Source organism: Methanolobus sp. ZRKC5 (assembly GCF_038446525.1).
Lineage (GTDB): Archaea > Halobacteriota > Methanosarcinia > Methanosarcinales > Methanosarcinaceae > Methanolobus.
The window spans coordinates 1,539,917-1,566,565 of the sequence record NZ_CP151792.1 but is presented as its reverse complement, the minus strand read 5'-3'; the positions used below and the strand labels follow the sequence as shown (position 1 = coordinate 1,566,565).

The 26,649-nt window shown below is 41.4% G+C and carries 26 protein-coding genes and 1 pseudogene; 21 read left to right on the top strand and 6 right to left on the bottom strand.

From position 1 onward, the window contains the following. Window positions 1-36: 36 nt before the first annotated feature. Complete coding sequence (locus tag WN948_RS07765) at window positions 37-744, bottom strand: ATPase domain-containing protein (RefSeq protein ID WP_342303661.1); 708 nt, start codon at window positions 742-744, stop codon at window positions 37-39. Between the two features lie 136 nt (window positions 745-880). On the opposite strand from WN948_RS07765, the gene WN948_RS07760 reads away from it, so the two are divergent. Both WN948_RS07760 and WN948_RS07755 read left to right on the top strand, forming a co-directional pair. Further along, complete coding sequence (locus WN948_RS07760) at window positions 881-1,360, top strand: DNA-binding protein (protein ID WP_342303660.1); 480 nt, start codon at window positions 881-883, stop codon at window positions 1,358-1,360. 55 nt (window positions 1,361-1,415) lie between these two features. After that, window positions 1,416-2,027 (top strand): orotate phosphoribosyltransferase-like protein, encoded by a 612-nt coding sequence (locus tag WN948_RS07755; protein ID WP_342303659.1) that lies wholly within the window; start codon window positions 1,416-1,418, stop codon window positions 2,025-2,027. Window positions 2,028-2,071: 44 nt separating this feature from the next. On the opposite strand, the gene WN948_RS07750 is transcribed toward WN948_RS07755, so the two are convergent. Beyond that, entirely contained in the window at window positions 2,072-4,195 is a 2,124-nt protein-coding gene (locus tag WN948_RS07750; RefSeq protein ID WP_342303658.1) for a DHH family phosphoesterase, read from the bottom strand. A 408-nt stretch (window positions 4,196-4,603) separates the two neighbouring features. On the opposite strand from WN948_RS07750, the gene WN948_RS07745 reads away from it, so the two are divergent. Continuing rightward, on the top strand, window positions 4,604-5,368 hold the full coding sequence (locus tag WN948_RS07745; protein WP_342303657.1) for a slipin family protein: 765 nt from the start codon (window positions 4,604-4,606) through the stop codon (window positions 5,366-5,368). 11 nt (window positions 5,369-5,379) lie between these two features. Then, window positions 5,380-6,708, top strand: coding sequence for a nodulation protein NfeD (locus WN948_RS07740; RefSeq protein ID WP_342303656.1), 1,329 nt, complete (start codon window positions 5,380-5,382; stop codon window positions 6,706-6,708). Between the two features lie 30 nt (window positions 6,709-6,738). On the opposite strand, the gene WN948_RS07735 is transcribed toward WN948_RS07740, so the two are convergent. From WN948_RS07735 to WN948_RS07725, 3 genes and pseudogenes are all read right to left on the bottom strand, one after another. Further along, window positions 6,739-8,058: an AIR synthase-related protein gene (locus tag WN948_RS07735; protein WP_342303655.1), complete on the bottom strand. Its 1,320-nt coding sequence runs from the start codon at window positions 8,056-8,058 to the stop codon at window positions 6,739-6,741. Window positions 8,059-8,070: 12 nt separating this feature from the next. Continuing rightward, window positions 8,071-8,679 carry an imidazole glycerol phosphate synthase subunit HisH gene (gene hisH, locus WN948_RS07730; RefSeq protein ID WP_342306431.1) on the bottom strand — a complete coding sequence of 203 codons (609 nt, stop codon included), beginning with the start codon at window positions 8,677-8,679 and terminating at the stop codon, window positions 8,071-8,073. A gap of 1,052 nt (window positions 8,680-9,731) precedes the next feature. Continuing rightward, window positions 9,732-10,753: pseudogene (locus WN948_RS07725) on the bottom strand (IS630 family transposase). 411 nt (window positions 10,754-11,164) lie between these two features. Here WN948_RS07725 and WN948_RS07720 point away from each other — a divergent pair. Next, window positions 11,165-11,722 (top strand): DUF1989 domain-containing protein, encoded by a 558-nt coding sequence (locus tag WN948_RS07720; protein WP_342303654.1) that lies wholly within the window; start codon window positions 11,165-11,167, stop codon window positions 11,720-11,722. Then, the gene (locus tag WN948_RS07715; protein ID WP_342303653.1) at window positions 11,719-12,882 is read left to right on the top strand and encodes a hypothetical protein; all 1,164 of its coding nucleotides are present in this window, start codon (window positions 11,719-11,721) and stop codon (window positions 12,880-12,882) included. Before WN948_RS07720 ends, WN948_RS07715 begins: the two co-directional genes overlap by 4 nt. Here WN948_RS07715 and WN948_RS07710 read toward each other — a convergent pair. Beyond that, window positions 12,877-13,131, bottom strand: a complete 255-nt coding sequence (locus tag WN948_RS07710) for a DUF3006 domain-containing protein (RefSeq protein ID WP_342303652.1) — start codon at window positions 13,129-13,131, stop codon at window positions 12,877-12,879. The two genes, WN948_RS07715 and WN948_RS07710, sit on opposite strands and share 6 nt — an antisense overlap. Window positions 13,132-13,531: 400 nt before the next feature. Here WN948_RS07710 and WN948_RS07705 point away from each other — a divergent pair, with 400 nt between their 5' ends. From WN948_RS07705 to WN948_RS07635, 15 genes are all read left to right on the top strand, one after another. Further along, on the top strand, window positions 13,532-15,295 hold the full coding sequence (locus WN948_RS07705) for a class I SAM-dependent DNA methyltransferase (protein ID WP_342303651.1): 1,764 nt from the start codon (window positions 13,532-13,534) through the stop codon (window positions 15,293-15,295). 84 nt (window positions 15,296-15,379) lie between these two features. After that, a complete protein-coding gene (locus tag WN948_RS07700; RefSeq protein WP_342303650.1) occupies window positions 15,380-16,417 on the top strand; it encodes a formylglycine-generating enzyme family protein in 1,038 nt (345 codons plus the stop codon). Between the two features lie 513 nt (window positions 16,418-16,930). Continuing rightward, entirely contained in the window at window positions 16,931-17,077 is a 147-nt protein-coding gene (locus WN948_RS07695; protein WP_342303649.1) for a hypothetical protein, read from the top strand. A gap of 96 nt (window positions 17,078-17,173) precedes the next feature. After that, window positions 17,174-18,511 (top strand): DEAD/DEAH box helicase family protein, encoded by a 1,338-nt coding sequence (locus tag WN948_RS07690; RefSeq protein ID WP_342303648.1) that lies wholly within the window; start codon window positions 17,174-17,176, stop codon window positions 18,509-18,511. Window positions 18,512-18,520: 9 nt separating this feature from the next. Continuing rightward, window positions 18,521-20,038, top strand: coding sequence for a DUF790 family protein (locus WN948_RS07685; RefSeq protein ID WP_342303647.1), 1,518 nt, complete (start codon window positions 18,521-18,523; stop codon window positions 20,036-20,038). A gap of 188 nt (window positions 20,039-20,226) precedes the next feature. Next, window positions 20,227-20,769 carry a hypothetical protein gene (locus WN948_RS07680; protein WP_342303646.1) on the top strand — a complete coding sequence of 181 codons (543 nt, stop codon included), beginning with the start codon at window positions 20,227-20,229 and terminating at the stop codon, window positions 20,767-20,769. Between the two features lie 9 nt (window positions 20,770-20,778). Continuing rightward, a complete protein-coding gene (locus WN948_RS07675; RefSeq protein ID WP_342303645.1) occupies window positions 20,779-21,228 on the top strand; it encodes an SEC-C metal-binding domain-containing protein in 450 nt (149 codons plus the stop codon). Between the two features lie 204 nt (window positions 21,229-21,432). Further along, on the top strand, window positions 21,433-21,612 hold the full coding sequence (locus WN948_RS07670) for a hypothetical protein (protein ID WP_342303644.1): 180 nt from the start codon (window positions 21,433-21,435) through the stop codon (window positions 21,610-21,612). A 211-nt stretch (window positions 21,613-21,823) separates the two neighbouring features. Further along, window positions 21,824-22,021 carry a hypothetical protein gene (locus WN948_RS07665; protein ID WP_342303642.1) on the top strand — a complete coding sequence of 66 codons (198 nt, stop codon included), beginning with the start codon at window positions 21,824-21,826 and terminating at the stop codon, window positions 22,019-22,021. A 6-nt stretch (window positions 22,022-22,027) separates the two neighbouring features. After that, window positions 22,028-23,059 carry a hypothetical protein gene (locus tag WN948_RS07660; protein ID WP_342303641.1) on the top strand — a complete coding sequence of 344 codons (1,032 nt, stop codon included), beginning with the start codon at window positions 22,028-22,030 and terminating at the stop codon, window positions 23,057-23,059. A 94-nt stretch (window positions 23,060-23,153) separates the two neighbouring features. Next, window positions 23,154-24,026, top strand: a complete 873-nt coding sequence (locus tag WN948_RS07655; RefSeq protein WP_342303640.1) for a minor capsid protein — start codon at window positions 23,154-23,156, stop codon at window positions 24,024-24,026. A gap of 284 nt (window positions 24,027-24,310) precedes the next feature. Then, on the top strand, window positions 24,311-24,622 hold the full coding sequence (locus WN948_RS07650; RefSeq protein WP_342303639.1) for a nucleotidyltransferase family protein: 312 nt from the start codon (window positions 24,311-24,313) through the stop codon (window positions 24,620-24,622). Window positions 24,623-24,632: 10 nt separating this feature from the next. Then, window positions 24,633-24,971, top strand: a complete 339-nt coding sequence (locus WN948_RS07645; protein ID WP_342303638.1) for a DUF86 domain-containing protein — start codon at window positions 24,633-24,635, stop codon at window positions 24,969-24,971. 161 nt (window positions 24,972-25,132) lie between these two features. After that, a complete protein-coding gene (locus tag WN948_RS07640) occupies window positions 25,133-26,119 on the top strand; it encodes a hypothetical protein (RefSeq protein WP_342303637.1) in 987 nt (328 codons plus the stop codon). Continuing rightward, window positions 26,119-26,649, top strand: a complete 531-nt coding sequence (locus WN948_RS07635; RefSeq protein ID WP_342303636.1) for a hypothetical protein — start codon at window positions 26,119-26,121, stop codon at window positions 26,647-26,649. Before WN948_RS07640 ends, WN948_RS07635 begins: the two co-directional genes overlap by 1 nt.

Below are 26,649 nucleotides of genomic sequence, written 5' to 3'. Positions count from 1 at the left end.
CTGCCGGTCTTAAATTAGGAATATTGTCAAATATACTTATCTGTTGGCCTTTGGCGGGAATAGCTTGATACCTTCTTCGGTTATGTCATAGTTAATAATGTCCAGTGAGATCTTTGTTCCTCTCATCTTGGGTATATACATGAACCTTTCCATTTTGCCGGTATACGGATTTTCTTTTGTCATCAACCTGATTGTTCCATAAGTGGAATACTCAGCTATACGATGGGTGAGTTCATGTGCAGTTGCATCCATTACCATAAGAGATATCCTTTTTTGATTTGACAGTACATATGCCAATTTCTCAATTTTGTCTTTGAATGTTTTCAAATCCATCCCTATTGAAAAAGTGCCCATGTTATCAAGAACAACGACCTCAGTATCTTCCTGGATGATGTGTCCAAGGTTGTTCAGGTCGTCTATATACATGCTGATATTGTTATACCCATCAGTTACATTTTTTGCTCTCATTTCAAGGAAGTGTATCATAGATAGCTGCTTGTTCTCCACGAAAGGTTCAAGATCAAAACCAAGTGCTTTACCATGGAGTATTATTTTTTCCGGGGTTTCTTCAGTTGCTATCATTACACACTTCTTTCCTTGTTTGCATGCATTGTAAAGGAATTGGATGCATAAAATAGTTTTACCAGTTCCGGGTTCTCCTGTTATGAGAACACACTCTCCTTCAGGAAAGCCTCCTTGTAATCTTTTATCCAGGTCAATATTTCCACTTGATATTCTTGTCATAATTTATCATTTCCTTTCTTCTTTATACAACGTATAATTATATATTTGATTTGCATATTCTTCGGGGGATAAGAAGTGTGTTCATTTTTGAAACTGACAAAGAATTAATCTATGTTCAGACGGTATTTGTTATTACATGGAATATTACATTGCAGATTCTGCGGTCTTCATAATGGGGGTCGGAATCGAACCTCACAGAATAATTACTATACCTTCAGTTATCAATGAACTCAAAAGTAATGAGGCATCAATGCGTTTTGAGCTCGCCCGTGAAAGTGGGGCACGTGTGGAAATGCCGGAGGATAGTTTTCGAAAGTCTGTCTTGGACATCGCAAACAAAACAAGGGATTGTGAGGAATTATCGGCAACTGACATCGATATCCTTGCCAAGGCACTTGAATATAAGGGAGTTTCAGTCCTTTTAACAGATGATTATGCAGTTCAGAACGTTGCCAAAGTACTGGGCATAGAGGTAAAGCCTGTGGCCCAGAAAAAGATAAAGGATGTGCTGGTATGGCAAAAGGAATGTGTAGGGTGTCGAAAACGTTTTGATAGTGGTGAAGTGTGTCCGGTTTGTGGTTCTGCACTTAAGAAAAAGCGTAAAAGAAAAATATAACATCTCTGTTGTTATATAACAAATTATAGATTAGACATGAACATGCGGGATTCATATGAAGAATATTGATAAATTGATCCAAAAAGCCCTTGAATTGCAGGCAAATGGTCTTGTCACAAGGCAAATTGCAGATGAACTTAACGTTTCCCGGGAGACTGTCACTTGGCTCTTGACCCGTGCCAAGAAGGAAGAAGTATCTCCCGCTCCAAAGGATATTTCAGTTAACTGGAGCAGCATTGGAAAGAGTCCTTATAGGATGCGTCATCTTGGAATTGCCATGTGTGATATGGTACTTGACACCGTGGAAGAAACTGGTAATGATATTGACATGGTGGTTGGTATTGGTCTTAGCGGGGTTCCACTTGCAAGTCTTATGGCAGAAGAACTGGATACTGAACTATCAGTGTACCATGCCTACAACGAGCATAATGACGATTCCAAGTTGAAGGGTGCATTCAGCAGGAACTTTGCAGGTATCAAAGGGAAGAAATGTGTCATCGTGGATGATGTCATAACCACTGGCACAACAATGAATGATGTTGTTACCCACCTCAGGAGTTCAGGTGCAAAGCCAGTTGCAATTGCAGTGCTTGTAGATAAGAGCGGCTCTGAATCCGTTTCTGAGGTTCCGATACATGCCCTTGTAAGTATTGTACGTGTGGACTGAATATAAAAAAAAGAATTTAAGGTCAATAGATATTAAGGTAGGAGTTATTCAACTCCTACGGAACCTATTTTTTCTACTAGTTTTGAGAGTACTTCTGTGCGCATACCTTCTACGAATTTTATACTTCCGACGACAAGGTGTCCTCCACCGTTAACTCCTCCGCCTTTTACCTCTTCGTAGAGTTCCCTGACCATCTGTGGTATGTTCATCATAACTCCCTTTGAGCGGATAACAGCAAAGTCAGGTCCGTATCCTATAGTTACGACAGGTTTGTCTCCGTATCTCTGACACAATTTGTCGTGAACTTCTCCTGAAGTTTTTCCGGGTGGTGGGAATGTGAACTTGTGAGCATGGTTTTCAACATCGAGCACATTCAGGACAGCTCCGTTTGGAAGGTCCTGTGCTTTCACGTGTAGCATACATACATCTATTTGCTCGGCTATCATGTCATTTGCCTGTTCGCAAAACACGTTGACAAGGTTCTTGTGTATAACATGGTCACCAAAGTCCAGGATATCATCAATAATGCCTTTTCCAGCGTTGAACTTAAGCCAGTATGCTGCAAAGTCAAGGGCAAGTGCCATATCTTTGAGGTTCTGCAAGGTATACTTGTCAGATACCAGTTCTATGTACCTCTTTGCCTCTTCCGCTTCTGAACGGTCACCAAGAGCAGCTACTGCAGGGAGGTGTTTGATATCATCTTCCACGTTGACATTTATCATGCGTGCTACCTCGGTACAGAGCATACCTGCTGTCATACCGAAATCTCCTCCAACATGTGCCGGATTAACATGGGTTAGCAGGTATTGATCTACCTCATCGTCAGGCTGGTGGTGATCCATGACTATCATCTGGATGCCGTATACCCTTGCCTGCTTCATTGCAGTCACGTTCTCTATGGAGGACCCATTGTCTACACTTATGACAAGGGGCATCTTCTGTCCATGTCTTACCACATCTTCAAGGGCAAAGCCGATATCACGGATGACATCTGTCATCTCGTAGAACGGTGCCTTTGAAGGTGCACGTCTGTAAAAGTGATATTCTCCGTCCTGTCCGTTCACTTCTCTTATGAGTGGGATGATGGCCTTCTCAATGGCCAGAGCCGCGGTCATTCCGTCAGCATCGGCATGGTGGCGCAACAGGATAGGGGTGGATTTGATAATTGCCTTCCTTATTTCCTTTGCAGCTTTCTTCATGGTCGGCCTGAGTTTCTCAAGAACCTCACTCTCAACCATATATTCTATATCATAGGGTTCTGCCCTGCTGTCAATGGCAGCTTCTATGCGCTGAAGTATCTCTGTTTCTTCTGGTCCGTTTAGTCTTTTAAGGCTCTGGATCTCAAGCTGCACACTGCCTCCGCGGGAAGATATATCCCCGGTAGCTGCGACTATCATATCAGAGTCTATTTGAGGGTATGCCCTTTCACCGGCACTCTCAAAAGCAGCGCCTGAAACTTGCCCGGTTTCATCAGCAATAGTAAAGATAGTTGGTCCTGCTGTTTGCTTGACCTGAATGATCTCTCCCTGGATCTTTACCGTTTTGCCCACCATCTGGGTGACTTCACTTGCAAGTTTTATAGGGAGTTCTTTTTCAAGTTCCACGGTCTCGTATTCTTTGAGCTTACGGGGTACCAGATCCATTTTACCTCTTGGTTTTATTTCCTTGAGGCCTACAATTACAGCTTCTCCTACTTCCAGTGGTCCACTCATATTGCTTGAATGTATAAGTCCCCGGAGGTTGGAATTGAGGTCAACGAAAACTCCGAATTCTGCAATGTTCCTGACAACTGAATGGTACATACTACCAACTTCAAGTTCATCCAGAGTACATGAGTTGTCAAGCTTGTACACGATCTGTTTCTTTGTACATGAGGAACAAACTTCATTTCCTTCATAAAGCCTGTCCATAGGTGTTCCACATATCTTACACTTGTAAAAAACACCTTTACCGGAGCATGCAGCGCATGTCTCCCTTTCCTCTATCTCTCCGCTTCCTTCACAGTTAGTACAGGAAGAGCCATTCTCCAAAAAACTGGCCATATCCTTTTCAGAAAGCTTCATGAAGTCTACTGACTTTGATTTTCCAGTTCCTTTGCATTCTGGACATTTGGCAGTGCCAGTGACACTATAACCTTTTCCATTGCAATCCTTACATTTCTCGCTCATTGTATCTAATTAGATGGTATATGTTAGATTTATGTGTTTGCTTGTGTTCAAGAGATAAAACGGACCAATAATTATATATTCTATTTATATATTGCTCGCTTGCTATCGTTTCAAAAAGCTAGTTTGAAATTATTAACATCAAAATCAATCACATTAATAAACGATAAACGAGTTCTATAATTTGTTGGGTCTGAAATGTTATTTCAATAATAACAACAGCTTTCATGCTTTCGTGTACATCCCCTCAAACAAGAATTCAGACCCAGCCTTCTATAAAAATCTCAGTTCTTGTTTTTGTGTTCCTCTTCTTATATTATTCTAAATTCTTTCCTGGTAGTCACCGATATATTCATAAGAAACAGGTTCTTTATATGTACTGTACTTAAAATTCTTCAGGAGAGTGGTTACATGCCTTTAGTTGATTTTATTTTACCTTTAGCTATTGTGGCAGTCTTTATACTGTCCAAAGCGATTAAGATTGTAAATGAATATGAACGTGTGGTTATCTTCCGTCTGGGAAGATTAAGCGGGATAAAAGGTCCCGGTCTGTTTCTGATCATCCCTATAATCGATACGGTTGTGAAGATCGACCTGCGTGTTGTCACTATTGATGTGCCTAAACAGGCGGTCATCACTAAGGATAACGTAACAGTAGCTGTTGATGCTGTAGTCTATTACCAGGTAGTTGATCCATCAAGGGCTGTCAATGAGGTCGAGAACTTCAAGTACGCCACTGCTATGCTTTCACAGACGACACTGCGTGACGTTATCGGCCAGATAGATCTTGATGATGTTCTCTCAAAAAGAGATGATATCAACAAGAGCATTCAGGAATCGCTGGATATTTCCACTGATCCGTGGGGTATCAAGGTTACGAGTGTTACTTTAAGAGATGTCAGTATAGATGATACTATGCTGCGTGCAATTGCAAAGCAGGCAGAAGCAGAGCGTGAGAAGCGGTCCCGTATCATACTTGCAGACGGTGAGTTTATTGCCGCTACAAAGATGAAAGATGCTGCACGCCTGTACGAGGAAGTGCCGGTTGCCATCAAACTAAGGGAACTGCAGACATATGCGGAAATAGCAAGGGAAAAGAACATGATTGTTGTAGCCAACTCTGCCAATGTTGGAGAGGTAGCGGCACTTTCAAAGGCGTTTGCTAAGAAAGAGTGAAGGGAGGAAACATGAGACACAAGTGCTGGTTCTTCCTGAGCACTTTTCTTTTTTTGACATTGACTTTGTCCCTGTTCTCAGGTATGGCCTGTGCTGCCGGGCAGGAGAAAGTACTGGTTCTTGATATCTCCGATTCTATCACTCCGGTCTCTGACGACATTGTAGCTGATGCCATAGCATTTGCAGAGAACGATGACTATGAAGCCCTTGTTATCACTCTGAATACTCCTGGTGGGGGGCTGGATGAAACTCTTGATATCATTGAACAGATTGCTGCAACCGATGTCCCTGTTATAGGATTTGTCTATCCCGAAGGAACGAAAGCATGGTCTGCAGGAACTCTTATCTTAATAAGTACGGACATCGCTGCAATGGCGCCATATACTATCATAGGTTCTGCACAGCCGGTCACTGTGACAGCCAGTGGTTCTGAACCTGTTGAAGAGGCAAAGATAATCAATGCTCTTGTGAAAAGGGCAACTGAAAACGCGAAGCAGCATGGCCGTAATCAGACGGCTGCAGAGGAGTTCATCACCGAGAATCTTAATCTTGATGCGGATACTGCTCTTGAGTATGATGTTATTGAGTATGTTGCTCCTTCCATCGAGGATCTGATGTCACAGGTTGATGGGGTAGAGGTTAAAGAAAGAGTGCTCAACACAGGGGGGGCGGATATCACCTATTATGAACCGTCTCTGCGCCTTGCATTCATGAATATCATTTCAAATCCTATAGTTTCCTCGTTGCTTCTGCTCCTTGGAGTCTATGCGATAATACTGGGAATTTCAAATCCTGGTTTTGGTGCAGAACTTTTCGGTATAGTTGCTATTGCTCTGGGGCTGATTGGTACCGGCTTTGATGTGAATATTGGTGCTCTGTTCCTCATAATTGTTGGTGTGATCCTGCTTGTGCTGGAATTCCAGGCTCCGGGTTTCGGGGTTTTTGGAATAGCGGGTTTTGTATGCATAATTGCTGGCAGTGTACTGCTGGCACCTACGGATTTCCCCCGCAACTATACGCCTGCGGAATTCCAGAGAACGTTGATAATCTCAGTCTCAGCTCCGACTATTATCCTCGGGCTTTTCCTTGTTTTTGTCATTTACAAGGTGGTTGAGGTCAGAAAGAGAAGACCGTTGTTCGGTGAACTGGTTGGTGACAGTGCGCAGGCTCTTGACCCAATAGGCAATGGTCAGGAAGGGTACGTTCTCCATCATGGGCAATACTGGAAAGCACGCTCATCGGGTGTAATTGAAAAAGGCGATAAAGTGACAATAATTGAAAAAGATGGTGTGGTGCTTGTGGTTGAGAAATTAGAGAAAGAGGGTGAATTAGATAAGTAATATAAGGAAAATAAGAAAGGTAAAACCTTTCTATTTTCTTTTTACCATCTCTATTACACGTCTTTTCTTTTCGATGGCATTGAGTGCTGCTGTATCAATTGCTTTTTTCATTTCATCGTAGTCACGCGGGTTCTCGTCACCGATCATCTTCTTGATGGGTGTGTATGCTGATTCTCTGAATCGTGGTGTGAAATCCTTGACCTCTCCGTCAATTGTTATTTCAGAGCCTGTGCCTTCCACTACTTTTCCGATAACAGCAACATCTACATCTGCACTTCGTATGGTCTTCATTATATCTTCGGCATATTCCTCAGGTGCAATTATGAGCAAAGCATCAAGGGAAACTCCAAGATAATCAATTTCCAGGGATTCAAGCATCTCAAGAACTGCCGGATTGACAAGTTTTCTCATGTACTTCTCTTCGAAGGTGAGTTTAACGCCTGCTGTTCTGGATATTTCCTTAGCATCCCCGCGGATGCCACCATTTGTGACATCTGTCATTGCATGGATATGTTCCACAAGACCGGATTCCAGAAGTTTATCGCATGCTTCCAGGAACTTTATATTGATTGTCTCATTCACAATATCATGCATTTCATAGTAGAGTGCTGTTGTGGATATAGTTCCGCCACCTGCTCCCTCTGTCATGAGTATGACATCTCCAACTTTTGTCTGCTCACGTGATGTCAGGTCTGCTGAAACTCCTACGGCACCGACTGCTCCGGTCATGCGCTCGCCTATTACCATATCTCCACCTATTCTCAGGGTGCTGCCTGTTATGAGTGGGATGCCCGATAGCTCGGAAACTGCGGTGATACCTGCTATGTGGTCAAATATCTTACCTACATCACCATCATCGGCCACGTGGATGTCTGAGAGCATTGCAATGGGTCTTGAACCCATGGCATATACGTCACGTAGTGCTGCTCTTGCAACGTGGAATCCTGCAAGGAATGAGTAATCGCTGAGTCTGGAGTGCATGCCGTCAACGGTGAGGATTACATATTCTCCCCCATCTGCTTTGACAACTCCTGAATCATCAAGGTGAGTGGTGTCAACAACTGCTCCGGTCTTTCCGATGACCTCTGCTATTTTTTCATGAGTGTAAAAGTCTCCAAGACCTCTGGAGCCCACGCCAAACTCTCCCATTGTCACACCGGATACCGTGGGTTCAAGTACGTCTCCTTTCAGATCAAGGGTAGCTCTGGCTTCTGTGATTGTTGCCTGTGCAAGTTTACGTGCATGTTCAGGACTTGTCTTCTTTACTTCAAGTATCCTGGCAATGAGTTTGTCTTCGATGTCAGACTCGTTGTTTTTAAGTCCTCTTTTTGCGTAGCCTTCGATATCCATGTTATCATCTCTTTAGCACATATTAACAAAGTTCTTCAACATCTTAAGGCCCACATCACCGCTTTTCTCCGGGTGGAATTGAGTGCCAATGACATTACCTTCATCATTGACCACGGCGGCTGCAAAGTCTGTGCCATAATCACATGATATGAGTGTGTTCTTCTCTCCGGTGTCCACAAAATATGAGTGAACAAAGTAAACAAAGGACCCATCAGGTATGCCTTCAAAAAGAGGGTGCTTTTGTGTTATTTTTATTGAGTTCCAGCCCATGTGCGGAACTTTAAGATCAGAGTGCGGGAATCTCAGTACATTGCCGCTGACCAGATCGAGACCTTCTGTGATGCCGCCTTCTTCTGATGTGCTCATCATCATCTGCTGTCCCAGGCATATTCCAAGCATTGGTTTGCCTGAAGCAACATACTCATTGATAGTGCTTCGTACTTTTTCTACGTTCTTCATTGCATCCCTGAATGCGCCGACTCCCGGAAGGATTACACCGTCTGCACTTTTAATCTCTGCAGGGTCGCTTGATATGAGTACGCTGGCACCTGCGTGTTCCAGTCCCTTTTGAACACTCCTGAGGTTGCCAAGTCCGTAATCGATGATGACTATCTTCTTCATGTGTGAATTAAAGAATGGTTTTGGTACATGAATGTAACGATGTGGGTTTTTGATGAACATGGTTGCTTAATCTTATATGAGTCTTCTTTTTCAAAAAGCAAGCAATTAAGCGTTTCAACTTTCTTTTATATACTTGAAACTCAAACATCATAGTATGCATCTTAGTATCCATTACATGCCTGTCCATTTTGCATGGTATCCTCGTTTTCTATGGTCACACCATTCAAAAAAATCAAATGTTAGGTTTTTGAATCCAATTTATTTTTTCTTTAAGGATGTGTTACTTGGTAACAATTGATTCCAATGCCGACTGGAATAACTATAGTTCACAGTAGTTGTTTTTGTCGCAGTGTTCGGTATATTGGTTACTGTTAGTTCACTAGAACTCGATTTAACTATCAAGTACATTTGTTCTGTTTTTGTTATCGGCATCCTCTATGCCATGTGGCTAGGAGTAAGACTAAATAGGCTAGAACGTCTTCATGGAAAGAAGAAGCAGAAATAATTCATGATTTCTTTTTCATTATATGATGTTTTTTGGACTTGTCAAATTCTTTATGTCTTTAATGTCTCTATTGATCCTGTTTTTCATCTAAATCATTCAGGACACAATATAAAAATCAGGAACAAAACAATAAATTTATATCTGATGTGCCTTTCCTTGCATTCGGTGATTTTTTGACCATTCTTGAAAAACTCTTCAATGATGATAGGGCCATCGAGCTTCCTATTAATATAGTAGTCATGCTGGTGGTTGGAATGGGCTCACCGATATAATGCCGTACCCTCTCACCGTGCTACGTTAAGACCTAATAGCACATATATTTTATCGCAAAATTAGTAATTATAATTTCAAAATAGGCTTCCGTTCACAAGGAAAATGCTGAGGAAGAGCCCTGCAACGGGAGTCCAAAGCCTCACTCTTTCACGTTACTACAGTAACGCCTCATGATACATATATTTAATCAAAGGTAAAGTTATCATGATTCTCAAATTGGCTTCTGGTTACTAGGAAAATGCCGAGGTTGGGAACGGCAAGATGATTATAGTTATTAACTTAACATTTTCAACTTATTATCCAGAAATGTCTCAATCCATTTTCTTGCGAAGCTAATCTTCGATGAACAATCAATAAACTCCTCAGCAATCAGATTTTTCATATGATCCAGATCTTTCACAAAATTGCGAGAAATAATTCTTTTGACACTTTTCCAGATGAATTCGATTGGATTCAAGTCGGGTGAATATGGAGGTAAATAGACCAATTCAATATCATTTGCCTGTGCAAATTCCACTGTATATTTTGCTCGATGTGATCTAAAATTGTCGAGAATAATTACGATTCTCTCTCCCATGTTATTGTTTTTAACAGCTGATAAAAACGAACATACATCCTCCTTGGTTGAATGTTCTTTGAAATCAATAACAGAATTACCATTCAATGCATAAAAACCGAAGGAGTTTGCTTTTATCCTGGTTGTGTTTTTGAAGATGGCAGGTTTATTGAAAGACCATAAACGAACCGTATTTGATGTTGTTTGGGGAGATGATTCATCAAGAAATCCGATAACGCAATCATCATCGATTAACGGTAAGTTTTTTTTAAACAATCTTCTGCATTTTGTGGTCTTCGATAATCATGCGCATATGGTTTGGCATGATGCATGCCAAACTTCTTCAAGATCACTAGTATTTGCTTAATGGTGTATTGAACCTTAAATTCATTATAAATGAGTTCCTGAACTTCTTTTGTAGACCAATCATCTCTTTCATGTAACATGTCCCTTAGTTTTTCTTTTTGATCATCAGTGAGTTTGGAAGGACATCCTCCTGAAAACCTAGGCTTTAATCCTTCATATCCGTCTTGATTCCACCGCTCTTGCCATTGATATGCAACGGGTTTTGATATCCCTACAAGTTTAGCTGCTTCATTAACAGAAGCTCCTTCATAACGATGTTTAACAAAATATAAACGTTGTAGAACTCGTGTGTCTTTCTCTAATGACTTAATATGTTTAAGCAATTCTTCTGATGAAAGATGATGCTTTATCGGAATTTGTTCGGGTTTAGCCATACAGTATTGTTATACTCAATTAGTATTAAAAGTTTGGTTAATAACTATAAAAGCCCACACAATAAATCAGGATTTTTCTTTATATATGCATTGTGGGTAGAACAGACTGCTTTTCCTCATCTACATTGTCAGTGATCTCTTCCATAGTCACAAATTTGAAGATATGTTTCTTATGACTATAATGCATTGAGCCGTTTCCATGTATCATTCCGATATGCCAATTATAGGAACTAATAGAATATAGTCTGAGAATAATGCAAAGTATTTGGTTATTATTGAGTGTTTGAATTAGGTCAATTGTGGCAGGAACAAAAAAAGTAAAATTATAGAAAGCACTGTAATTAGATATCATCATAGTGATAGTTTATATCGAATGTTAATAGATAGTAATATACTTAAAAAGGAATGAACATGGCAAAAATAGTTTTTACTTTAAAGAAAGGGGAAGCAAAAGGTTTTGTCTTAACACAGGGACAGAAAGTTAAAATTAGGTGTCAAGACGGTGGTCAATTATCTGATTTGGTTTTCTTAAATTACCATCAAGGAATAACTCTTGATAGAATTCGACGATTTATATTAAAAGATGGAGATGAATTATTTGATGTTAACGAAGAAGCTGTTCTTAAAGTGATCTCAATTAATTCTAAAGCTGACACCAATATCCTGTATCCAGGTTGCAGGAGAAAAATTTATAGTGAACATTTTGGGAAAGAAAAAGATGGGTGTAGAGATATTCTTGCCTCTGCTCTTGGAATTCAAACAACAGACCTACCAAGCACTATTAATTTATTCATGGATTTTGAGTTAGATTCTATCAAATACACATTCAAAACAAAGACCACACGAGCAAAAAGTGATGATTCAGTATCTTTTTTAGCTCTCAAGAATTGCACAGTTGCAATATCTGCTTGTCCGTGTGAACCAGATTCATGTTCAACTAAAGGAGACATAATGGTTGAAGTGACATGACTGCTCTAATGATAGGTATTTCAAGCTTAGTTACTGTAGATTCTAGCGCCATTAATGATATTGGAAACATTATTACGTCCGTTCTTACACTTTTAATTGGATATGCATTAACAAGACGAGCTTACATAAGGTGGAGAAAACAGTTATATTGTTACTTATGTGTTCTTTGGATTTCAGTTATTATTATAAATTTAACTTTAGTTCCTGATCTTTTAATTTCTCTACTGTTTATTACATTAGTCATTGTAGCACTTCTGCTAAGAATTTTCTATCATATAATTTGCCTTGAATTGATTGGTTTTTCAAAGGATACTGTAGAATCTAATAAAAATATAACCAACATAAAGCTATCTCCTCCTGAATTTAATATGGAGTGTTTAGATAAAGTGATAGAATCAGCTAAGAATCAAGCTACAGATGCTAAGAAACAATTTCATCCTTATCCTATTATATTGGCAGCAGATGAAAGCTGGAGACCCTGGCAAGTGGCAGAAAATTTAGTTAGTCCATACCTCAATGAAGAAAGTGGTGTAATCTATTTCACATTTGCACGACCTCATGAGAAAATAAAAAAAGCTCTTGAAGATAAGATAAAAAAGAGTAATGAAAATGCGAATAAAAAATGGGTAGAAAATAAACTGAAAAATGTGGTTATAATTGATTGTTACAAGAAATTAACATCAGAAAAGAAAGAAAAGAAATATCATATTAACCTCAATAGACCCTTTGATCCAATTGTTAAGGAACCAGTTTTAATAGCAGATCCTAGGAACCCTCATCTTTTGAACAAAAAATACGAGGAAGCACTTCAGCGTATTCTGAAAAATAAAAAATGTTCTAAAATCTGTGTTGTTTATGATTCCTTATCAGATTTCCTATGTTTCACGGATAGAGAAATCGCAATTCAATATCTCAGACACAATATGTACTGGGAAGAAAAGCATAATATTTCTTCTCTCTATATTCTCCGGCTTGGAACACTAGATAAATTATATGAAGAATATCTTTTGTGGTTTGCTAATGTAGTTATCTATCTTGAAAATAAAAATGGAAAACCGGTAATGAGAACAAGTGGATTACTATCTGGACCAACATGTACTGATATTAATTACAATTTTGAGTCAATAAACAAGAATCATTTCGATTACACTTATTCATAACAAAAAATCTACCGTTCGACTACTTTTATTCTTCAAATGCTCTATCAACGATGCTACCCTTTTCTTTGCATCTTCGGTTTCCTTTTCATCCTTACTTATACCAGTCTCCAGAATATCTCCTTCTTTTAATCCAGTCGGAAGGAGATATATAGGAAAATCGATTTTATTCGACTCTTCATATCTCACAAAGAGAACTGTGAAATTTCCTTCCACTCTATCCAGTGACATCTTGAAATTACTATTCATCATTATTCCTCCTCTGCAGTTTCTACAGTGTATTCATTCCTATCAGTCTTAACGATAATATCGCCGTCAAGATCAGTTAGGTATACTTTACATCCAAAAAGATTTAACCTATCAATATTGGATTTAATAATCTTAGAAAGTATAAATCCCATATAATTTGTTTTTATTAAATAATAACAATTCAAAGCAAAAAATAAATCTTTTATACTTTAACAGAAACACTTCATAAGAAAATGATAATGCATCTCAGAAAGTAAGATGCATCATCATTTTAATAGCATATTGATTCGTAATATGCACCCAGGTTACATCATGAGAGATAATAACGTATTCCTTACTCCTATTTTTACTTGTAACATAGTTGAAAACACCGATGGTCATCTAATGAGAGCTTGGTGATGAAATGGCCCTTAAAAAATCCGAACTATACTCTTCCCTTTGGTCCAGCTGCGATGAACTGCGCGGTGGGATGGACGCCAGCCAGTATAAGGACTATGTACTCGTCCTGCTTTTTATTAAGTACGTCAGTGACAAATACGCCGACATACCCTTCGCCCCTATCAGTGTCCCGCCAGGTGCCAGCTTTAAGGACATGGTAGCACTTAAGGGTCAAACTGACATAGGCGACCAGATAAACAAGAAGATAATCGCTCCCTTGGTCAATGCGAACAAGCTGTCCGATATGCCGGATTTCCATGATGCCAGCAAGCTTGGCAGCGGCAAGGAACAGGTGGACAGGCTTACCAATCTCATAGCTATTTTCGAGAACCCCGCGCTTGATTTCTCGAAGAACCGTGCTGAAGGCGATGATATCTTGGGCGACGCTTACGAATACCTTATGCGTCACTTCGCAACTGAGAGCGGCAAAAGCAAAGGCCAGTTCTATACTCCTGCCGAGGTCAGCTGTATCATAGCACAGATACTTGGCATCCGTAATGCAAATACCACCAGCTCCACCACTGCCTATGACCCTACCTGCGGTTCCGGTTCACTGCTGCTGAAGGTTGCAGACGAGGCAAGAACAAAGCTAACCCTGTACGGTCAGGAAAAAGATGCTGCAACGTCCGGTCTCGCTCGCATGAACATGATCTTGCACAACAATCCCGAAGCCCTTATCGTGCAGGGTAACACTCTGGCCGAACCAAAGTTCAAGGATGGGGAAACTATCAAGACCTTTGACTATGTTGTCGCTAATCCACCTTTCAGTGACAAGCGATGGAGTACCGGACTTGATCCTCTTAAAGACGAACACGATCGTTTCAAGCCTTTCGGAATTCCTCCCGGCAAGCAGGGAGATTACGCCTATCTATTACACATCGTCCGCTCTCTCAAGAGCACAGGTAAGGGTGCATGTATCCTGCCTCATGGTGTTCTTTTCCGTGGCAATGCTGAGGACCTTCAGGACATAGAAGGTCACCTGCACGGTGGCATTCCATGTGCTGATATCGATGCACTCCAAAGGTACTGGGATATTTGTCCACAGCTTCGGCAGGCATTGTTCAAAGAGAAGCGTCATGGCTATCTGGAGCTTGCCGTGGACAAGTCTGCTATCAAATCCAGCATCTACGAGCATCCGGAGTTTGCTGCTTCTATTGATGGAATGAATGCACACTTTGCTGAATGGCGTGAGAAGTCTTCAGTCACACTGCGCCAGTTGAAGGTCGAAAGTCACCCTAAGGAGATCATAGCAGAACTCTCCGAAGACTTGCTTGCACATTACGCAGACAAGCCTCTCATCAGCCAATACGATGTGTACCAGCACCTGATGGATTACTGGGCTGAAACAATGCAGGATGATTGCTACATGATCTCTGATGATGGCTGGAAGGCTCAGACCTATCGTATTATAGAGAAGGACAAGAAAGGTAAGGAAAAAGACAAAGGTTGGACCTGCGACCTTGTTCCTAAAGCTCTTATCGTGGCTCGCTACTTTGCTAAGGAACAGGCGATTATCGACCAGCTCACTGCTGAAATGGAAAGCGCTACCGCCAGCAAGACCGAACTTGAAGAAGAGCAGGGAGGCGATGAGGGTGCTTTCTCCGAACTCGACAAGGTGAACAAGGTCAATGTTACCGCCCGCCTGAAGGAGATTAAAGGTGCTAGGGAGGCAAAGGAAGAGACTGCAGAGCTTGTGATTAAGAAGCTTAAAATGAAAAAGTTGATGTAAAATTAGATTTAGCCGTAAAATATAACATATATGTGAAATAAAGTAACTTCCAAAAAATGTTATAGAAATTTGAGTGGGAGTGGCATGGTGGATATAAAACCGTTTAATGTAATGAATTTTAAAAATTGTTTGAAACTAACTTTGTTATTGGTATTGATTATTGCAACAATGTTTTCTGGCTGTACTGATACTGAGAATCCAATTGATACAGAAAACGAGGAAAAAACCGAAGAAATGTTTCCTGATACAAAGTCATATGACATTGATGATGATCCTCTCTATAAACTCGTAGATGAAACCGATGAGTCTGACGATGGAGAGATAGCTGAAACAAAAACAACCACTAATGAAAAATCAGGTGAACCTGAAAATGAACCAGTTGCGCAACCTGCTGTAGCTGAAGAACTTGAGGATAATAACCCCAAGACCTATACCAACTCTATTGACATGGAATTCGTACTCATTCCGGCAGGCGAGTTTGAGATGGGCTCTCCATTATATGAAGAAGACCGGTATGATAATGAAGGTCCCGTTCATGAGGTAACTATCGGGCAAGCCTACTACTTTGGTAAGTATGAGGTGACCCAGGAACAGTGGGGTGAGGTGATGGGCGATAATCCGTCTTATTTTGATGGTGACAGCAATCCTGTGGAAAAAGTTTCATGGAATGATGTGCAGGAGTTCGTTAAAAAGTTAAACAACATGGAAGGCACGAATAAGTACCGTTTGCCGTCCGAAGCCGAGTGGGAGTATGCCTGCAGGGCGGGCACGACCATGAGATATTCATTTGGAGATAGTGTGTCTGATCTGGGAGAATACGCCTGGTATAAAAACAATTCAGGGAGCAAAACTCATCCGGTTGGACAGAAGAAACCCAATCCCTGGGGACTGTACGATATGCATGGCAATGTCTGGGAATGGTGCCAGGATGGATGGCATAGTTATTATGAAGGTGCTCCTACAGATGGTAGTGCATGGGAAGATGGTAGTGGCTCGCTCCGGGTCTCTCGTGGCGGTAGCTGGTTCAACAACGCCGAGAACTGTCGGTCAGCAAATCGCTACGAATACGCCCCGTACTCCCGGTACTTCAACTTCGGTTTCCGTCTACTCAGGGAAATGTAATTACTTACTGCGTTACCACTTTACAACTTTATTGTAGAATAGGTGTGGGGAAAAACGCGGCTTAAGCCCGAGCCCGTGCGTGCGTAGCCGCACAGGTGAGGTGCGCAAGACGCGCAAGAAATTCATTATGAAAAAAGACTAAGCTGAAAACAACAGTTAGATGGCGCACGTTATCTAATATGCTCGATACAATATATACACGGTCACTGCGTACTGTTTTTATTGAATACTTCAGAGGGGACAACATGACTTGGATTGCAACCGTAGAAATTGAGAATGATAAACTCCTTGCAAGAAGCGAATACAATCACCCCAATCTTATTCGCCCCCCCATCTGGAATAAAATCATACTATTGCAAAACATGTGGTGCTTTGTTTGTGGTCGACCCCAACTTTTCTGAACTCATAGAAAATGATGACATCTAAGTTCCCCCTTGCTCTGGGAAAAGTGTATAACACTTCTATAGAGCCGCTGATTGTAAAAGTCCATCGACCGCAGTACTTCACCGGGCGATGAAGGAGCAGGATTGTAACAAGAGCCATGCGGTGGACTTTATTGCAGAATATTATTCGAAGATGCAGAATAATCTCAAGGAGAGGCAGGTGGAAGAAACTGCAGAACTGGTGATTGAGAAACTTAAAATGAAAAATATAGTCTAATGGTTTGAATTGAATCTTTCAGACCAAATCGACCACATATTACTTTCACTGTGTATACCCAACGTTTATTAATATCCAATTCGATTTTAAACCACAATGGAACTTTTCTTTAACCAAGGCACAATTGTCATTCGGGGAGATGCCAGAATCCGTCACTCTACATGGGATGAGCGTTCAAAAACCTTCAGAGCGATGGCTTTGTATTACCAGAACATTACCGATTATCTTAAAAATTCAAGTATCAGTTATACGGATAATGTTCTTGACCTTCTACCGTGTCCTGAACTTCAGAGCACAATAGAATTGAGAGGATATCAAAAAAAATCTATTGATGCATGGATCCAGAACAGCAAACGCGGGGTCATCGTACTACCAACTGGGAGTGGTAAAACTGTTGTGGGGATTAACGCAATTTCCTTATTGAACACGCCAACAATAGTGATAGTTCCAACTCTTGACTTGCTTGACCAGTGGCGTTCTAAACTGCAAGAGGAGTTCAAAGTAGATGTGGGAATGCTTGGCGGGGGAAAGCAGGAAATAAAAGCCTTAACCGTATCCACATACGACTCTGCATATATCCATGCTGCCATGTTGGGAAACAAATTTGGTCTTATGATTTTTGATGAAGTGCATCATCTTCCTGCCGAAGGTTACAAGAATATAGCCGAGATGTTTGCTTCACCTTTCCGGATGGGACTAACAGCTACATATGAGAGAGAAGATGGAGCCCATAGTGAGATTAACAGGCTTGTTGGTGGAAAGGTCTTTGAGAAAAAGGTAAAAGATCTTGCAGGGAAGCATTTATCCCCTTTCAAGCTTCAAAAGATAGCGGTTGAGCTGACTGAGAAAGAGCAGATAGAATATGAGCAAAATCAGGGAATTTTTGTAGACTATCTCAGAAAAAGTAACATTATAATCAGAAGCCCATCAGATTTCCAGAAAATCGTTATTCGAAGTGGAAGAGATCCCAAGGCAAGAGAAGCCCTTCTTGCGAGAAATAAAGCAAGGGATATAGCCCTGAACAGTGCATCTAAAATAGAAAAATTCAGGGAGATCCTGAAAGAGCATGCTGATAGCAGATTATTTATTTTCACCGAGCACAACAAACTTGTCTATATGATATCAAAGGAATTCCTGATACCGGCCATAACCTATAAAACGCCAAGCAAGGAAAGGAGTGAGATTCTTGATCGGTTCAGGTCGGGGGTATATAGGGCAGTTGTGACATCAAAAGTTCTGGATGAAGGCATAGATGTTCCTGAGGCAGATGTTGGTGTGATCCTGAGCGGAACAGGCAGTGGAAGGGCTTTCATTCAACGTTTGGGCAGGATACTCAGAAAGAAGGAAGGGAAGGAAGCTGTCCTATATGAGATCGTATCGGCAGAAACAAGTGAGATCAACACAGCAAAAAGAAGAAAGAAAGCTCTGAGGTAGAATATAAAAATGCTCACTAGTGACCTTCTTGTTACGAAAAGCTATAAAGGAAAAATAGAACCTGTTTACGCTAAAATCAACAGTGGGAACCTTGAGATCTCACGCTCTCTTATAGATATATTTCAGAAGCATATCGGTAAAACATATGGAGAACTCTCTGAAGAAATTGAAGGTATCGAAGAGATTGACTTCCGTTTGATAAGGGGTCTTTCTCAGATACTTAAGAGAAAATGCATCATTGAAATGGATGCGGACATAGAGCCATCAACTGCCCGAAAAATGGTTTTTGAGGAGTGTACGGGTGCTGTTTTTGATGCTCTAGAAAGGAATGATGTCATAAATAGGGTTGCTGAAAGTTTATCAGTTAAACCCAATGAACTGGAAAAAGCCTTATGGGCAGATATGGAGGAGAACTTGATAGTTAAGGAGTTCCAGACAATGACGCCTGAAGATCTGCTCAGACAATATAACCTGTCATTGACACAAACTCTTCTTTTTAAAGCAACAGGCATGGAAATTCAAATAGAGGATAATTTCCAGGAGGTCTTCTGGAAGATCAAACGGTTTGGATTGATGTACTCCATTGAGGATGGCAGGATATACCTGGACGGAGCTGTTTCCCTGTTTAAACTGACTGAAAGATATGGCACTTCCATGGCAAAACTCCTGCCAATTATCATGAAGTGCAAAAAATGGAGCTTAAAAGCAAGTATCTCGAAAAAAACAATGACCGGAAAACGGATATATGATTTCACTCTTGATGATACGAAGCAGATTTTTAATATTGAACCCGATTCAAACTCTGCTCTGGAGAGCTTTGACAGTGCCATTGAAAAGGAATTCTCTTTGCTCAATTTTAATGACTGGCATGTCAAGAGAGAATCGGCAGTATTGAAAGCAGGTCAATACGCCTTTATTCCTGATTTTTCCTTAGAGAAAAATGGCAAGAAGATATTCGTTGAAATAATCGGTTTCTGGACACCAGAATACCTCAAAAAAAAGATTCAAAAGATTAATCTGCTGGAGAAAAGAGAAAAAGAAGAAATGATACTTCTTGTGAATAAAAAGCTTGCATGCTCTGGTTCTGAATTCAATATGGATAACATCATTTTCTACGACAGGAAAATACCGTATCTAGAGATACTCAGGATTCTGCGAAAATACGAAGAGAAACAGGTTACAGAGGACATTGAAAGACTTAAAAATGTTGAAATTGCTTTTGAAGGAAACATTATCGATCTCGATGAGACTGCCAGAAAATACGAGGTTGCCCTCGATGCTTTGCTGAATGCTATTAAACATGACAACAATGCCAATGATTATCTGCGGATTGGAAACCAGCTTGTTGATGATCAAACCCTAAAAACTGTTGAGGAAGAGTTGAATGGTGTGATAAAGTACAATGAAGCTCTTATTATTGTCGAAAAATATGGAATAAAAGGGCAGCAGGTATTTGATATTCTCGGATATAAGGTGAAATGGAGCGGACTTGATCCAGATAATGCAGAAATTGTGAAGCTCCCGTAGCCGGATGTTCATTGTTTTTTTCAGATGAATGGCAGTGGTGTGGAGAACATCCAGACAAGAACAATTTAAATTAGAGTTGGTACTGTTTTAGCATCTATATAGCTACAATATAACCGCAGCAAACTACTTTTGGGAGGAGATTATAAAAGTTCTTGTTTAGCTACAATGGTAACCTTGGATGGCTTATTATGGTAAATAACAAAGTATACGTTTTTAATGCTGCGTTGAAACATAGGAAAGGTATCTGGCGCCGTATAGAAATAAAGGGTGGTCAAACGCTTGGAGATTTGGATAGCATCATGCGTGAAGCATTCAATCACGATGATTATCACCTGAGTGAGTTCTTTTCAGGCAAGGTGTGGAGATCAGAGGGTTTTGGCGAAATTGAACCAGACGGATGTGGTGCTGGTGCTAAGAAGAAGATTGATGAACTTGAACTTGTAGAAGGCAGCATCATGGAGTATGTTTATGACTTTGGTGATGATATACAGCACGTAATTAAGCTAGAGAAAATTGTAGAACCGGTGGCCGGAGCGAAATATCCCCGCATTACTTCTAAGAACAAAACAAGAAACCGATATTGTGTATCCTGTAAGAAAATACAAAAGAAAACGATTGCTACGTGGATCTGTATTGATTGTTCGGAGGAGGAACACAAACAAGTGCTTCTATGTGAGGACTGCCTGGAAGAGGAGCATGATGGTCATTATGCAGAAGAATTACTCTCATAAAGTGATAACATGGCAGATAAAATAGGAAGAAACGACCCTTGCCCATGTGGTAGTGGTAAGAAGTACAAAAAATGCTGCATGTTCAAGGACAAAGAAGAAAAGAAATCTTTCATGGAACGCACGGAGTCGACTTATGTATCATCGTGTCTACCCGGTCATGACAAGTACGTGTTCGAATCTAAAGAAGAGATACTTGAATCCATACGTAATGCAGGCTTTGAGCCTGTTGCAATTGAAAATACCTTCGACGACAAAGGTGAGACGTTTACCAATCTGAAAGTTGATCTGTTCTGCAAACACGGACATTCTGAAATAGAAAGATTGTACATATTGGAAGACGATGGTAAGTGGGAATTAATTGAAGAAGGCTGGGGTGCACCTTGCCCGGAATGCGAGGAAAACGAAAATAAAGTGTTACCTAGTGATTCGAGAATTTTCGTAACAAGGTCTAAGCATTAACAAGATCTCAAAAACATTGTTTTCAAACAGTGGTGTGATATTGCTATATCTTCATTTTCATCAAGCTGATTTTTATTTTGACAGAGGTTCTACAGAGCCGTATTTGTGCATTATAGGAGAAAAATGAAGGTACTTTATAGGCACCACACAATATATATAAAGTCGATACGTACTGTTTTCACTGAATACTTACGAGGCAACAACATGTCCTGGATAGCAACCGTAGAGATTGAAGGCGACAAATTCTTTGCAAGATGTGAATACAATCATCCTAATCTTATCCGCCTTCCTTCTGGGAGAAAATCATACTATTGTAAAACATGCGGTGCTTTGTTTGTTGTCGACCTCAACTTTTCTGAACTCATAGAGAACGACGATATGTAAGTTCCCCTCTTCTGGAAATGTATTAAACTTATATAGTTGCAGCATTCAGATTCCACTGCATGAGTGATACCTGTTCTACATGCACATTTTATAAGCCAACTGCTCCATCATACGGTTTTTGCAGACGTGAGTCTCCGGTTGCGAAGCTTGGTTTTCCGGTAGTTCCCTCTGATGAGTGGTGTGGCCAACACGAACCAAGGAGCAGCAAACCATGATCGAATCGTATGCAACTGAAGCAGCTACTTTCCTGATAGGAATTGGTGCAGGCATAGTCATAAGGACAAAGCTCTGGTGGAAGAACAAGACCGCAGAAGAGCGTAAGTCCTTTGTCTACGAAGTCTTGCAGTCACTGGAAGACGGTAAGATCACAGCTGCAGAAGTAAAGGCTCTGATCAAGAACCATCTATGAGGTATTATGGTCCGCCTAAATGCCACAATCAATGATCCAGATACAAAGCCCATTACTCTTATGGCCTCTGCTGGCGTGAAAAGGACAGATACATCGACGAAGTTTGGAGGGTATCAGAACTTCGACACCGATAATCGGTTCAAGTATTACCAGCAACTTTCAACCTGCACTCCACATGTTTCCACATCTCTGAACAAGCTGGCACTTTCCCTAGTCAAAGGCATGCAGTTCGATGGAACCGGTTCTAAGATCGTTAAAGATTTTGAGCGATGGTCCACTAAGATCAACTTCCTTGAGCAGGTGCAGACACTTGCCAGGCTTCTCTGCAGGGATGGAACATATGTGGCATTACCAACCGGAAATGCAGATAACTTCTCTCTGATTCCCCTGCTCATGCAGAACACAACGATTCTCCCGGAAGATTTTACCGCAGGCGAAATGAATCCGAAGGAGATTCTCACTCCTCCAACTGGGTCTATTGTTATCAATGAAAGTGACAAGGCTAAAAGAAAAATCATGAAGTTCAGTGACGTGGTTTGTGGCTCCTATAATGCATGGGATACTGTTCAGAAGGTCATAGATGCATGGCTTGACGAACACAAGTACCTCTCGGAGAACGAGGATATTGCTGCTGTTGGCCTGGATGTTATTCCCGTTGATGCAAAGGGCTCGCTGGATGTCATGTCGTTCAAGAAATCACTGGAAACAGATATCCAAATAGGCTTGTTGCAGTCCCCTCTTAGCATGGGCGATACAAAAGGATCTACCTATGCTGCCGGATATGTATCCGAAGAGGACCGTATGGTTGTCCTGGAAGGTCTGCAGCATATTGTCCAAAACATCGCCAACTGTGCCATCAATATGCGGCTTCGACTCATGAACAAGGCGGAAGATTCTGTGTGGATAGAGTTCGAGGAGCTTAGTCGGCCACAGCTGGAATCCCGTGATGTGATAGAATGGTACAATAGTGGAGTTCTCACAAGAGAGCAGCTTCTCAAATGGGGGGATTCCCGGTGGAAGGTGAATGATCAGGCATAAGAACAGCCTTGTTCTTGTTGCAACTGTGGTCTGGTTACTTATTCTTGCTTTCGTTGCTTTGTGTTTCACGAATATTACATAAGCAGGCGATATAATGTCACTCCTGAAATCTCCAGAACTGATCCGGGTCGAGAATAAGCTTATCTCCCTTTTAGAGCGAACCATGAAGAGGGCATTCAGATTAAGGACCATGAACTATGAGCGAGAGCTTGTCCTCAATGTTCGTGGGGAATTTGGTTCCAGGACCTATTTGAAGCAACTGGATAGTATCATCACCGAGGTCATCAAACAATCGTTGCTATATGCAGATTATCAACTAAAACAAATCTCTGCGGCTGCAATCGAAGATTCATATGTACTAACAGAAGAAGCTGTGAGGATATCCACAGAGCTGGCAGATAATGTTGTAGAATCTATCGTCCAGATGCTCAAAGATGAAGCAATCTATACGATGCATCCCAATCAGCTGGCCAAAAGGATAGTAGACCTCTGGGGAGGAGAACGATACAAAGCAGTGAGGTTTGCCAGGACCTTCACTGCAGATGTCGCCACCAACACAACAGTGTACCGGTATCGACAACGTGGAGTGGAATATGTCGAGTTCGATGCTGAACTTGATGATAGGACAAGTGATCAGTGCAGGACTTTGCATGGGACAGTGTTCGACCTATCAAAGGGTTCTGTGGACCTGTATCGTCCTCCGCTCCATCACAGCTGCCGATCAGGACTTAAACCTGTGCAGATTGCCCAGAAAATTGATTCTGATACAGAGTTCGAGAACCGCGACTTTCACCATCATCTGGGTCAGAGCGGAGAATTCCTTAAGGAATTGGCTGATGAGAATGTTGTAGAGAAAGTCTTTGAGAATATCGACAGGTTCAATGGCAAATATCGGATATCTAAATTCATCTTGGACAAGGATATTGAGAAAAGGTTAATGGTAGAGCACATTTTATTTGATTTATAATATTGTTTAGTGATGTAAATCCGGTGGGTCCAAGTTAAGGCCCAAGTTAAGGCCCAAGTCGAGGCCCAAGTAAAGACAAGCCCGTACTGAATGACACTAAAATAGAGATACTGTCTGAATGTACCAATAACCCAATGTCTAAACTATTAGAATCTGTTACAATCTATTAAACTAATACTTGAAATAATGCTACTCTCATGAATGAATTCATGGGAGTAGTCAGACAATCCCAACCAAAGCAATAATATAAAAAGAACCTCCAAAATGTGTATCAGAGGTCTCATATGGGAATCAATATGATCAAAAGGGATATTATTCTGGGAAGACTGGATGAGCTGCTTCCGGAGTTGAAAATAAACTACAAGGTAAAGGAAATAGGCCTTTTTGGATCGGTGGTGAGGAATGAATACAAGACCGGCAGCGATATTGACTTCCTTGTTGAGTTTGAGAAAGGTGCGGATCTTTTTGATCTCGCAGCCCTTGGAATTTTTCTTGAAGACGAGTTCGAATCAAAGGTGGATATCATCTCGAAACGTGCTGTAAGGGATGAATTGAAGAGCAGGATTTTTTCAGAAGTGATTTATGCGCATGCATAAGGTGGTTTTCATGCGTGAGTACAGGTTATTTTTAACTGATATTGTTGAAGCGATTGATGAGATTGAAGAGTTCACTTCAGGAATGGACTTCAGTGAATTTCTGAACGATAGGAAAACCCAGAAGGCAGTTGTGAAGAATATAGAAATCATTGGTGAAGCCGCTAAGAATGTACCGGATGAGATTAAAACAAGTTATCCTAACGTTCCATGGAGAGTGATTGCCGGTATGCGGGATTGCTTAGCTCATGGTTATTTCGGAATCGATTATGTGATTGTGTGGGATGTTGTTGGCAATCGTCTGATTGGTTTAAGGGATTCTATCCGGGCAATTCTGGTTGAGATCGATTGAGCAGGAAAAAACTTAACCTTTCCTACCGGGAATCGAACTTTATGTGTAAAAACGTTCACATCTTTTATATAAAGCGTGACTTAAATTGGACATTATATCATTTCTTCCAATTTTCATTTGTATAATCTTTTTATACCCGTTGTATTTGTACTTTAACGTCGATGGCTATCACTATTGAAGGTACTGCATTTCCACTCGGCGAGATAAACAAAAACGGATGGGGAATTCCATTTTCAGAAGCAGAGAATGCCATCTCTTCTCTCAAAGATTCTGTGCTTCGGATTTGCCCACGGGATTCTCCACACGAATGTGACTTTTCTGAGGATCCGAATGCTGAGATTGGCAGGATTGTCGATGCCTGGCGTGAAGGATCTGAGATCAAAGCAAGAGCAGCAGTAACCGATTCAGTGGCAGAGAGAAAGATTCAGGATGGGACCTGGGAAAATACCTGGAGTGTTTATTCTCTGGCAGATTCTATTGACGATAACTGGGCCAGTGGAGTCCAGGCCAGGTCCCTGACCCTTGTCCAGAATCCTGCGTGGGAGCAGGCAACCTGGAACATTGCAGCAGCCGAGGACGGAAAGGTAGCGGTACGTAACATTCATCAATTCAAAATCATCGCATCAGGTGATCCTGTGACAGATAACAAAGACAATTCTAACAGCGGTGGAGATCCTTCACCGAATGAAAAGCTTGCTGAGCTCGAAAAGGACAATGGAGTCAAAGATAAGGATATCGAGGATCTGAAAGCTGCTAAAGCAAAACTTGAAACGAAGGTAGGTGACCTCGAAAAAGTGGTCGCATCGTATGAAAAGGATAAGGCTGCATCTATTCCTTTGGAAAAAGTCCAGGAACTGGTGGCAAGCAAAGCCGATGAGATCGCCACTGCCAAGATTGTAGCATACAAGGAAGAGCAGAGGAGAGCAAATGCAATGGATAGTCTCACGGCTGCCAGGAAGGATCTGAACCTCGAGACAAAAGACGAGGACTACCAGCATCTGACAGCATCCGATATCGAGAAGCTTGCAGAGGATCTGGGAAGTATCAAGCTCGGAGCAACTGCTGAAAGTGTCAGATACCCCAGTTCAGTCAGTACAGGTACTGTCGGTAGATGGGACAGTACCAAGAATGAATGGGTGGTGGAATAGTGGCATATTCAGGTGTTGTGAAACCGGCAAACAAAATAGTAGCCGGTGGTAAGCCTCTGGAACAGGAGCTTAAAATCGAAACTGACACAAACATGTACCCAGGTCGTCTGGTCAAGAGGGGCACCAACGACGATGACATGGTAGTAAACACCGCAGCAGGTCCTGCATTGGGATGGCTTGGATATGAGCAGACAAATCCTGTTTTCATGCCCACTGACGTTGACACCATCTACGCTCAGAATGACATGGCTGCGGTCCTGTACGGCGGAGGTTTCCTGATAGTTGGCAGACTTGCATCAGGCCAGAACGTCACAAAGGGAACAAGGCTCGTAGCCGCTGCAAACGGTGAGCTTACCGCTGCAACATCTATCGTGGTTGATACCGGTTCCACCCCGGTTACATCCGGAGCAGCAAACGGGGCGATAGTCAGCGGTTCCATTCCTGATGAAGGTCTTGTTGTCGCGATAACACAGCAGTCAGTGGACGCTTCCTCTGCTGCTTCAGACATCCTGGTACTGAGTCTCATATGA

What these genes read in the sequence shown, in the direction of transcription:
- WN948_RS07705 (WP_342303651.1), top strand. Translation starts at nt 13,532, where the DNA reads ATGGCCCTTAAAAAATCCGAACTATACTCTTCCCTTTGGTCCAGCTGC.
- WN948_RS07675 (WP_342303645.1), top strand. Translation starts at nt 20,779, where the DNA reads ATGGCAGATAAAATAGGAAGAAACGACCCTTGCCCATGTGGTAGTGGT.
- WN948_RS07750 (WP_342303658.1), bottom strand. Translation starts at nt 4,195, where the DNA reads ATGAGCGAGAAATGTAAGGATTGCAATGGAAAAGGTTATAGTGTCACT.
- WN948_RS07720 (WP_342303654.1), top strand. Translation starts at nt 11,165, where the DNA reads ATGGCAAAAATAGTTTTTACTTTAAAGAAAGGGGAAGCAAAAGGTTTT.
- WN948_RS07740 (WP_342303656.1), top strand. Translation starts at nt 5,380, where the DNA reads ATGAGACACAAGTGCTGGTTCTTCCTGAGCACTTTTCTTTTTTTGACA.
- WN948_RS07640 (WP_342303637.1), top strand. Translation starts at nt 25,133, where the DNA reads ATGGCTATCACTATTGAAGGTACTGCATTTCCACTCGGCGAGATAAAC.
- WN948_RS07690 (WP_342303648.1), top strand. Translation starts at nt 17,174, where the DNA reads ATGGAACTTTTCTTTAACCAAGGCACAATTGTCATTCGGGGAGATGCC.
- WN948_RS07695 (WP_342303649.1), top strand. Translation starts at nt 16,931, where the DNA reads ATGAAGGAGCAGGATTGTAACAAGAGCCATGCGGTGGACTTTATTGCA.
- WN948_RS07650 (WP_342303639.1), top strand. Translation starts at nt 24,311, where the DNA reads ATGGGAATCAATATGATCAAAAGGGATATTATTCTGGGAAGACTGGAT.
- WN948_RS07700 (WP_342303650.1), top strand. Translation starts at nt 15,380, where the DNA reads ATGGTGGATATAAAACCGTTTAATGTAATGAATTTTAAAAATTGTTTG.
- WN948_RS07670 (WP_342303644.1), top strand. Translation starts at nt 21,433, where the DNA reads ATGTCCTGGATAGCAACCGTAGAGATTGAAGGCGACAAATTCTTTGCA.
- WN948_RS07665 (WP_342303642.1), top strand. Translation starts at nt 21,824, where the DNA reads ATGATCGAATCGTATGCAACTGAAGCAGCTACTTTCCTGATAGGAATT.
- WN948_RS07680 (WP_342303646.1), top strand. Translation starts at nt 20,227, where the DNA reads ATGGTAAATAACAAAGTATACGTTTTTAATGCTGCGTTGAAACATAGG.
- WN948_RS07710 (WP_342303652.1), bottom strand. Translation starts at nt 13,131, where the DNA reads ATGATGAATAGTAATTTCAAGATGTCACTGGATAGAGTGGAAGGAAAT.
- WN948_RS07735 (WP_342303655.1), bottom strand. Translation starts at nt 8,058, where the DNA reads ATGGATATCGAAGGCTACGCAAAAAGAGGACTTAAAAACAACGAGTCT.
- WN948_RS07760 (WP_342303660.1), top strand. Translation starts at nt 881, where the DNA reads ATGGAATATTACATTGCAGATTCTGCGGTCTTCATAATGGGGGTCGGA.
- WN948_RS07715 (WP_342303653.1), top strand. Translation starts at nt 11,719, where the DNA reads ATGACTGCTCTAATGATAGGTATTTCAAGCTTAGTTACTGTAGATTCT.
- hisH (WP_342306431.1), bottom strand. Translation starts at nt 8,679, where the DNA reads ATGAAGAAGATAGTCATCATCGATTACGGACTTGGCAACCTCAGGAGT.
- WN948_RS07745 (WP_342303657.1), top strand. Translation starts at nt 4,604, where the DNA reads ATGCCTTTAGTTGATTTTATTTTACCTTTAGCTATTGTGGCAGTCTTT.
- WN948_RS07765 (WP_342303661.1), bottom strand. Translation starts at nt 744, where the DNA reads ATGACAAGAATATCAAGTGGAAATATTGACCTGGATAAAAGATTACAA.
- WN948_RS07645 (WP_342303638.1), top strand. Translation starts at nt 24,633, where the DNA reads ATGCGTGAGTACAGGTTATTTTTAACTGATATTGTTGAAGCGATTGAT.
- WN948_RS07655 (WP_342303640.1), top strand. Translation starts at nt 23,154, where the DNA reads ATGTCACTCCTGAAATCTCCAGAACTGATCCGGGTCGAGAATAAGCTT.
- WN948_RS07660 (WP_342303641.1), top strand. Translation starts at nt 22,028, where the DNA reads ATGGTCCGCCTAAATGCCACAATCAATGATCCAGATACAAAGCCCATT.
- WN948_RS07685 (WP_342303647.1), top strand. Translation starts at nt 18,521, where the DNA reads ATGCTCACTAGTGACCTTCTTGTTACGAAAAGCTATAAAGGAAAAATA.
- WN948_RS07755 (WP_342303659.1), top strand. Translation starts at nt 1,416, where the DNA reads ATGAAGAATATTGATAAATTGATCCAAAAAGCCCTTGAATTGCAGGCA.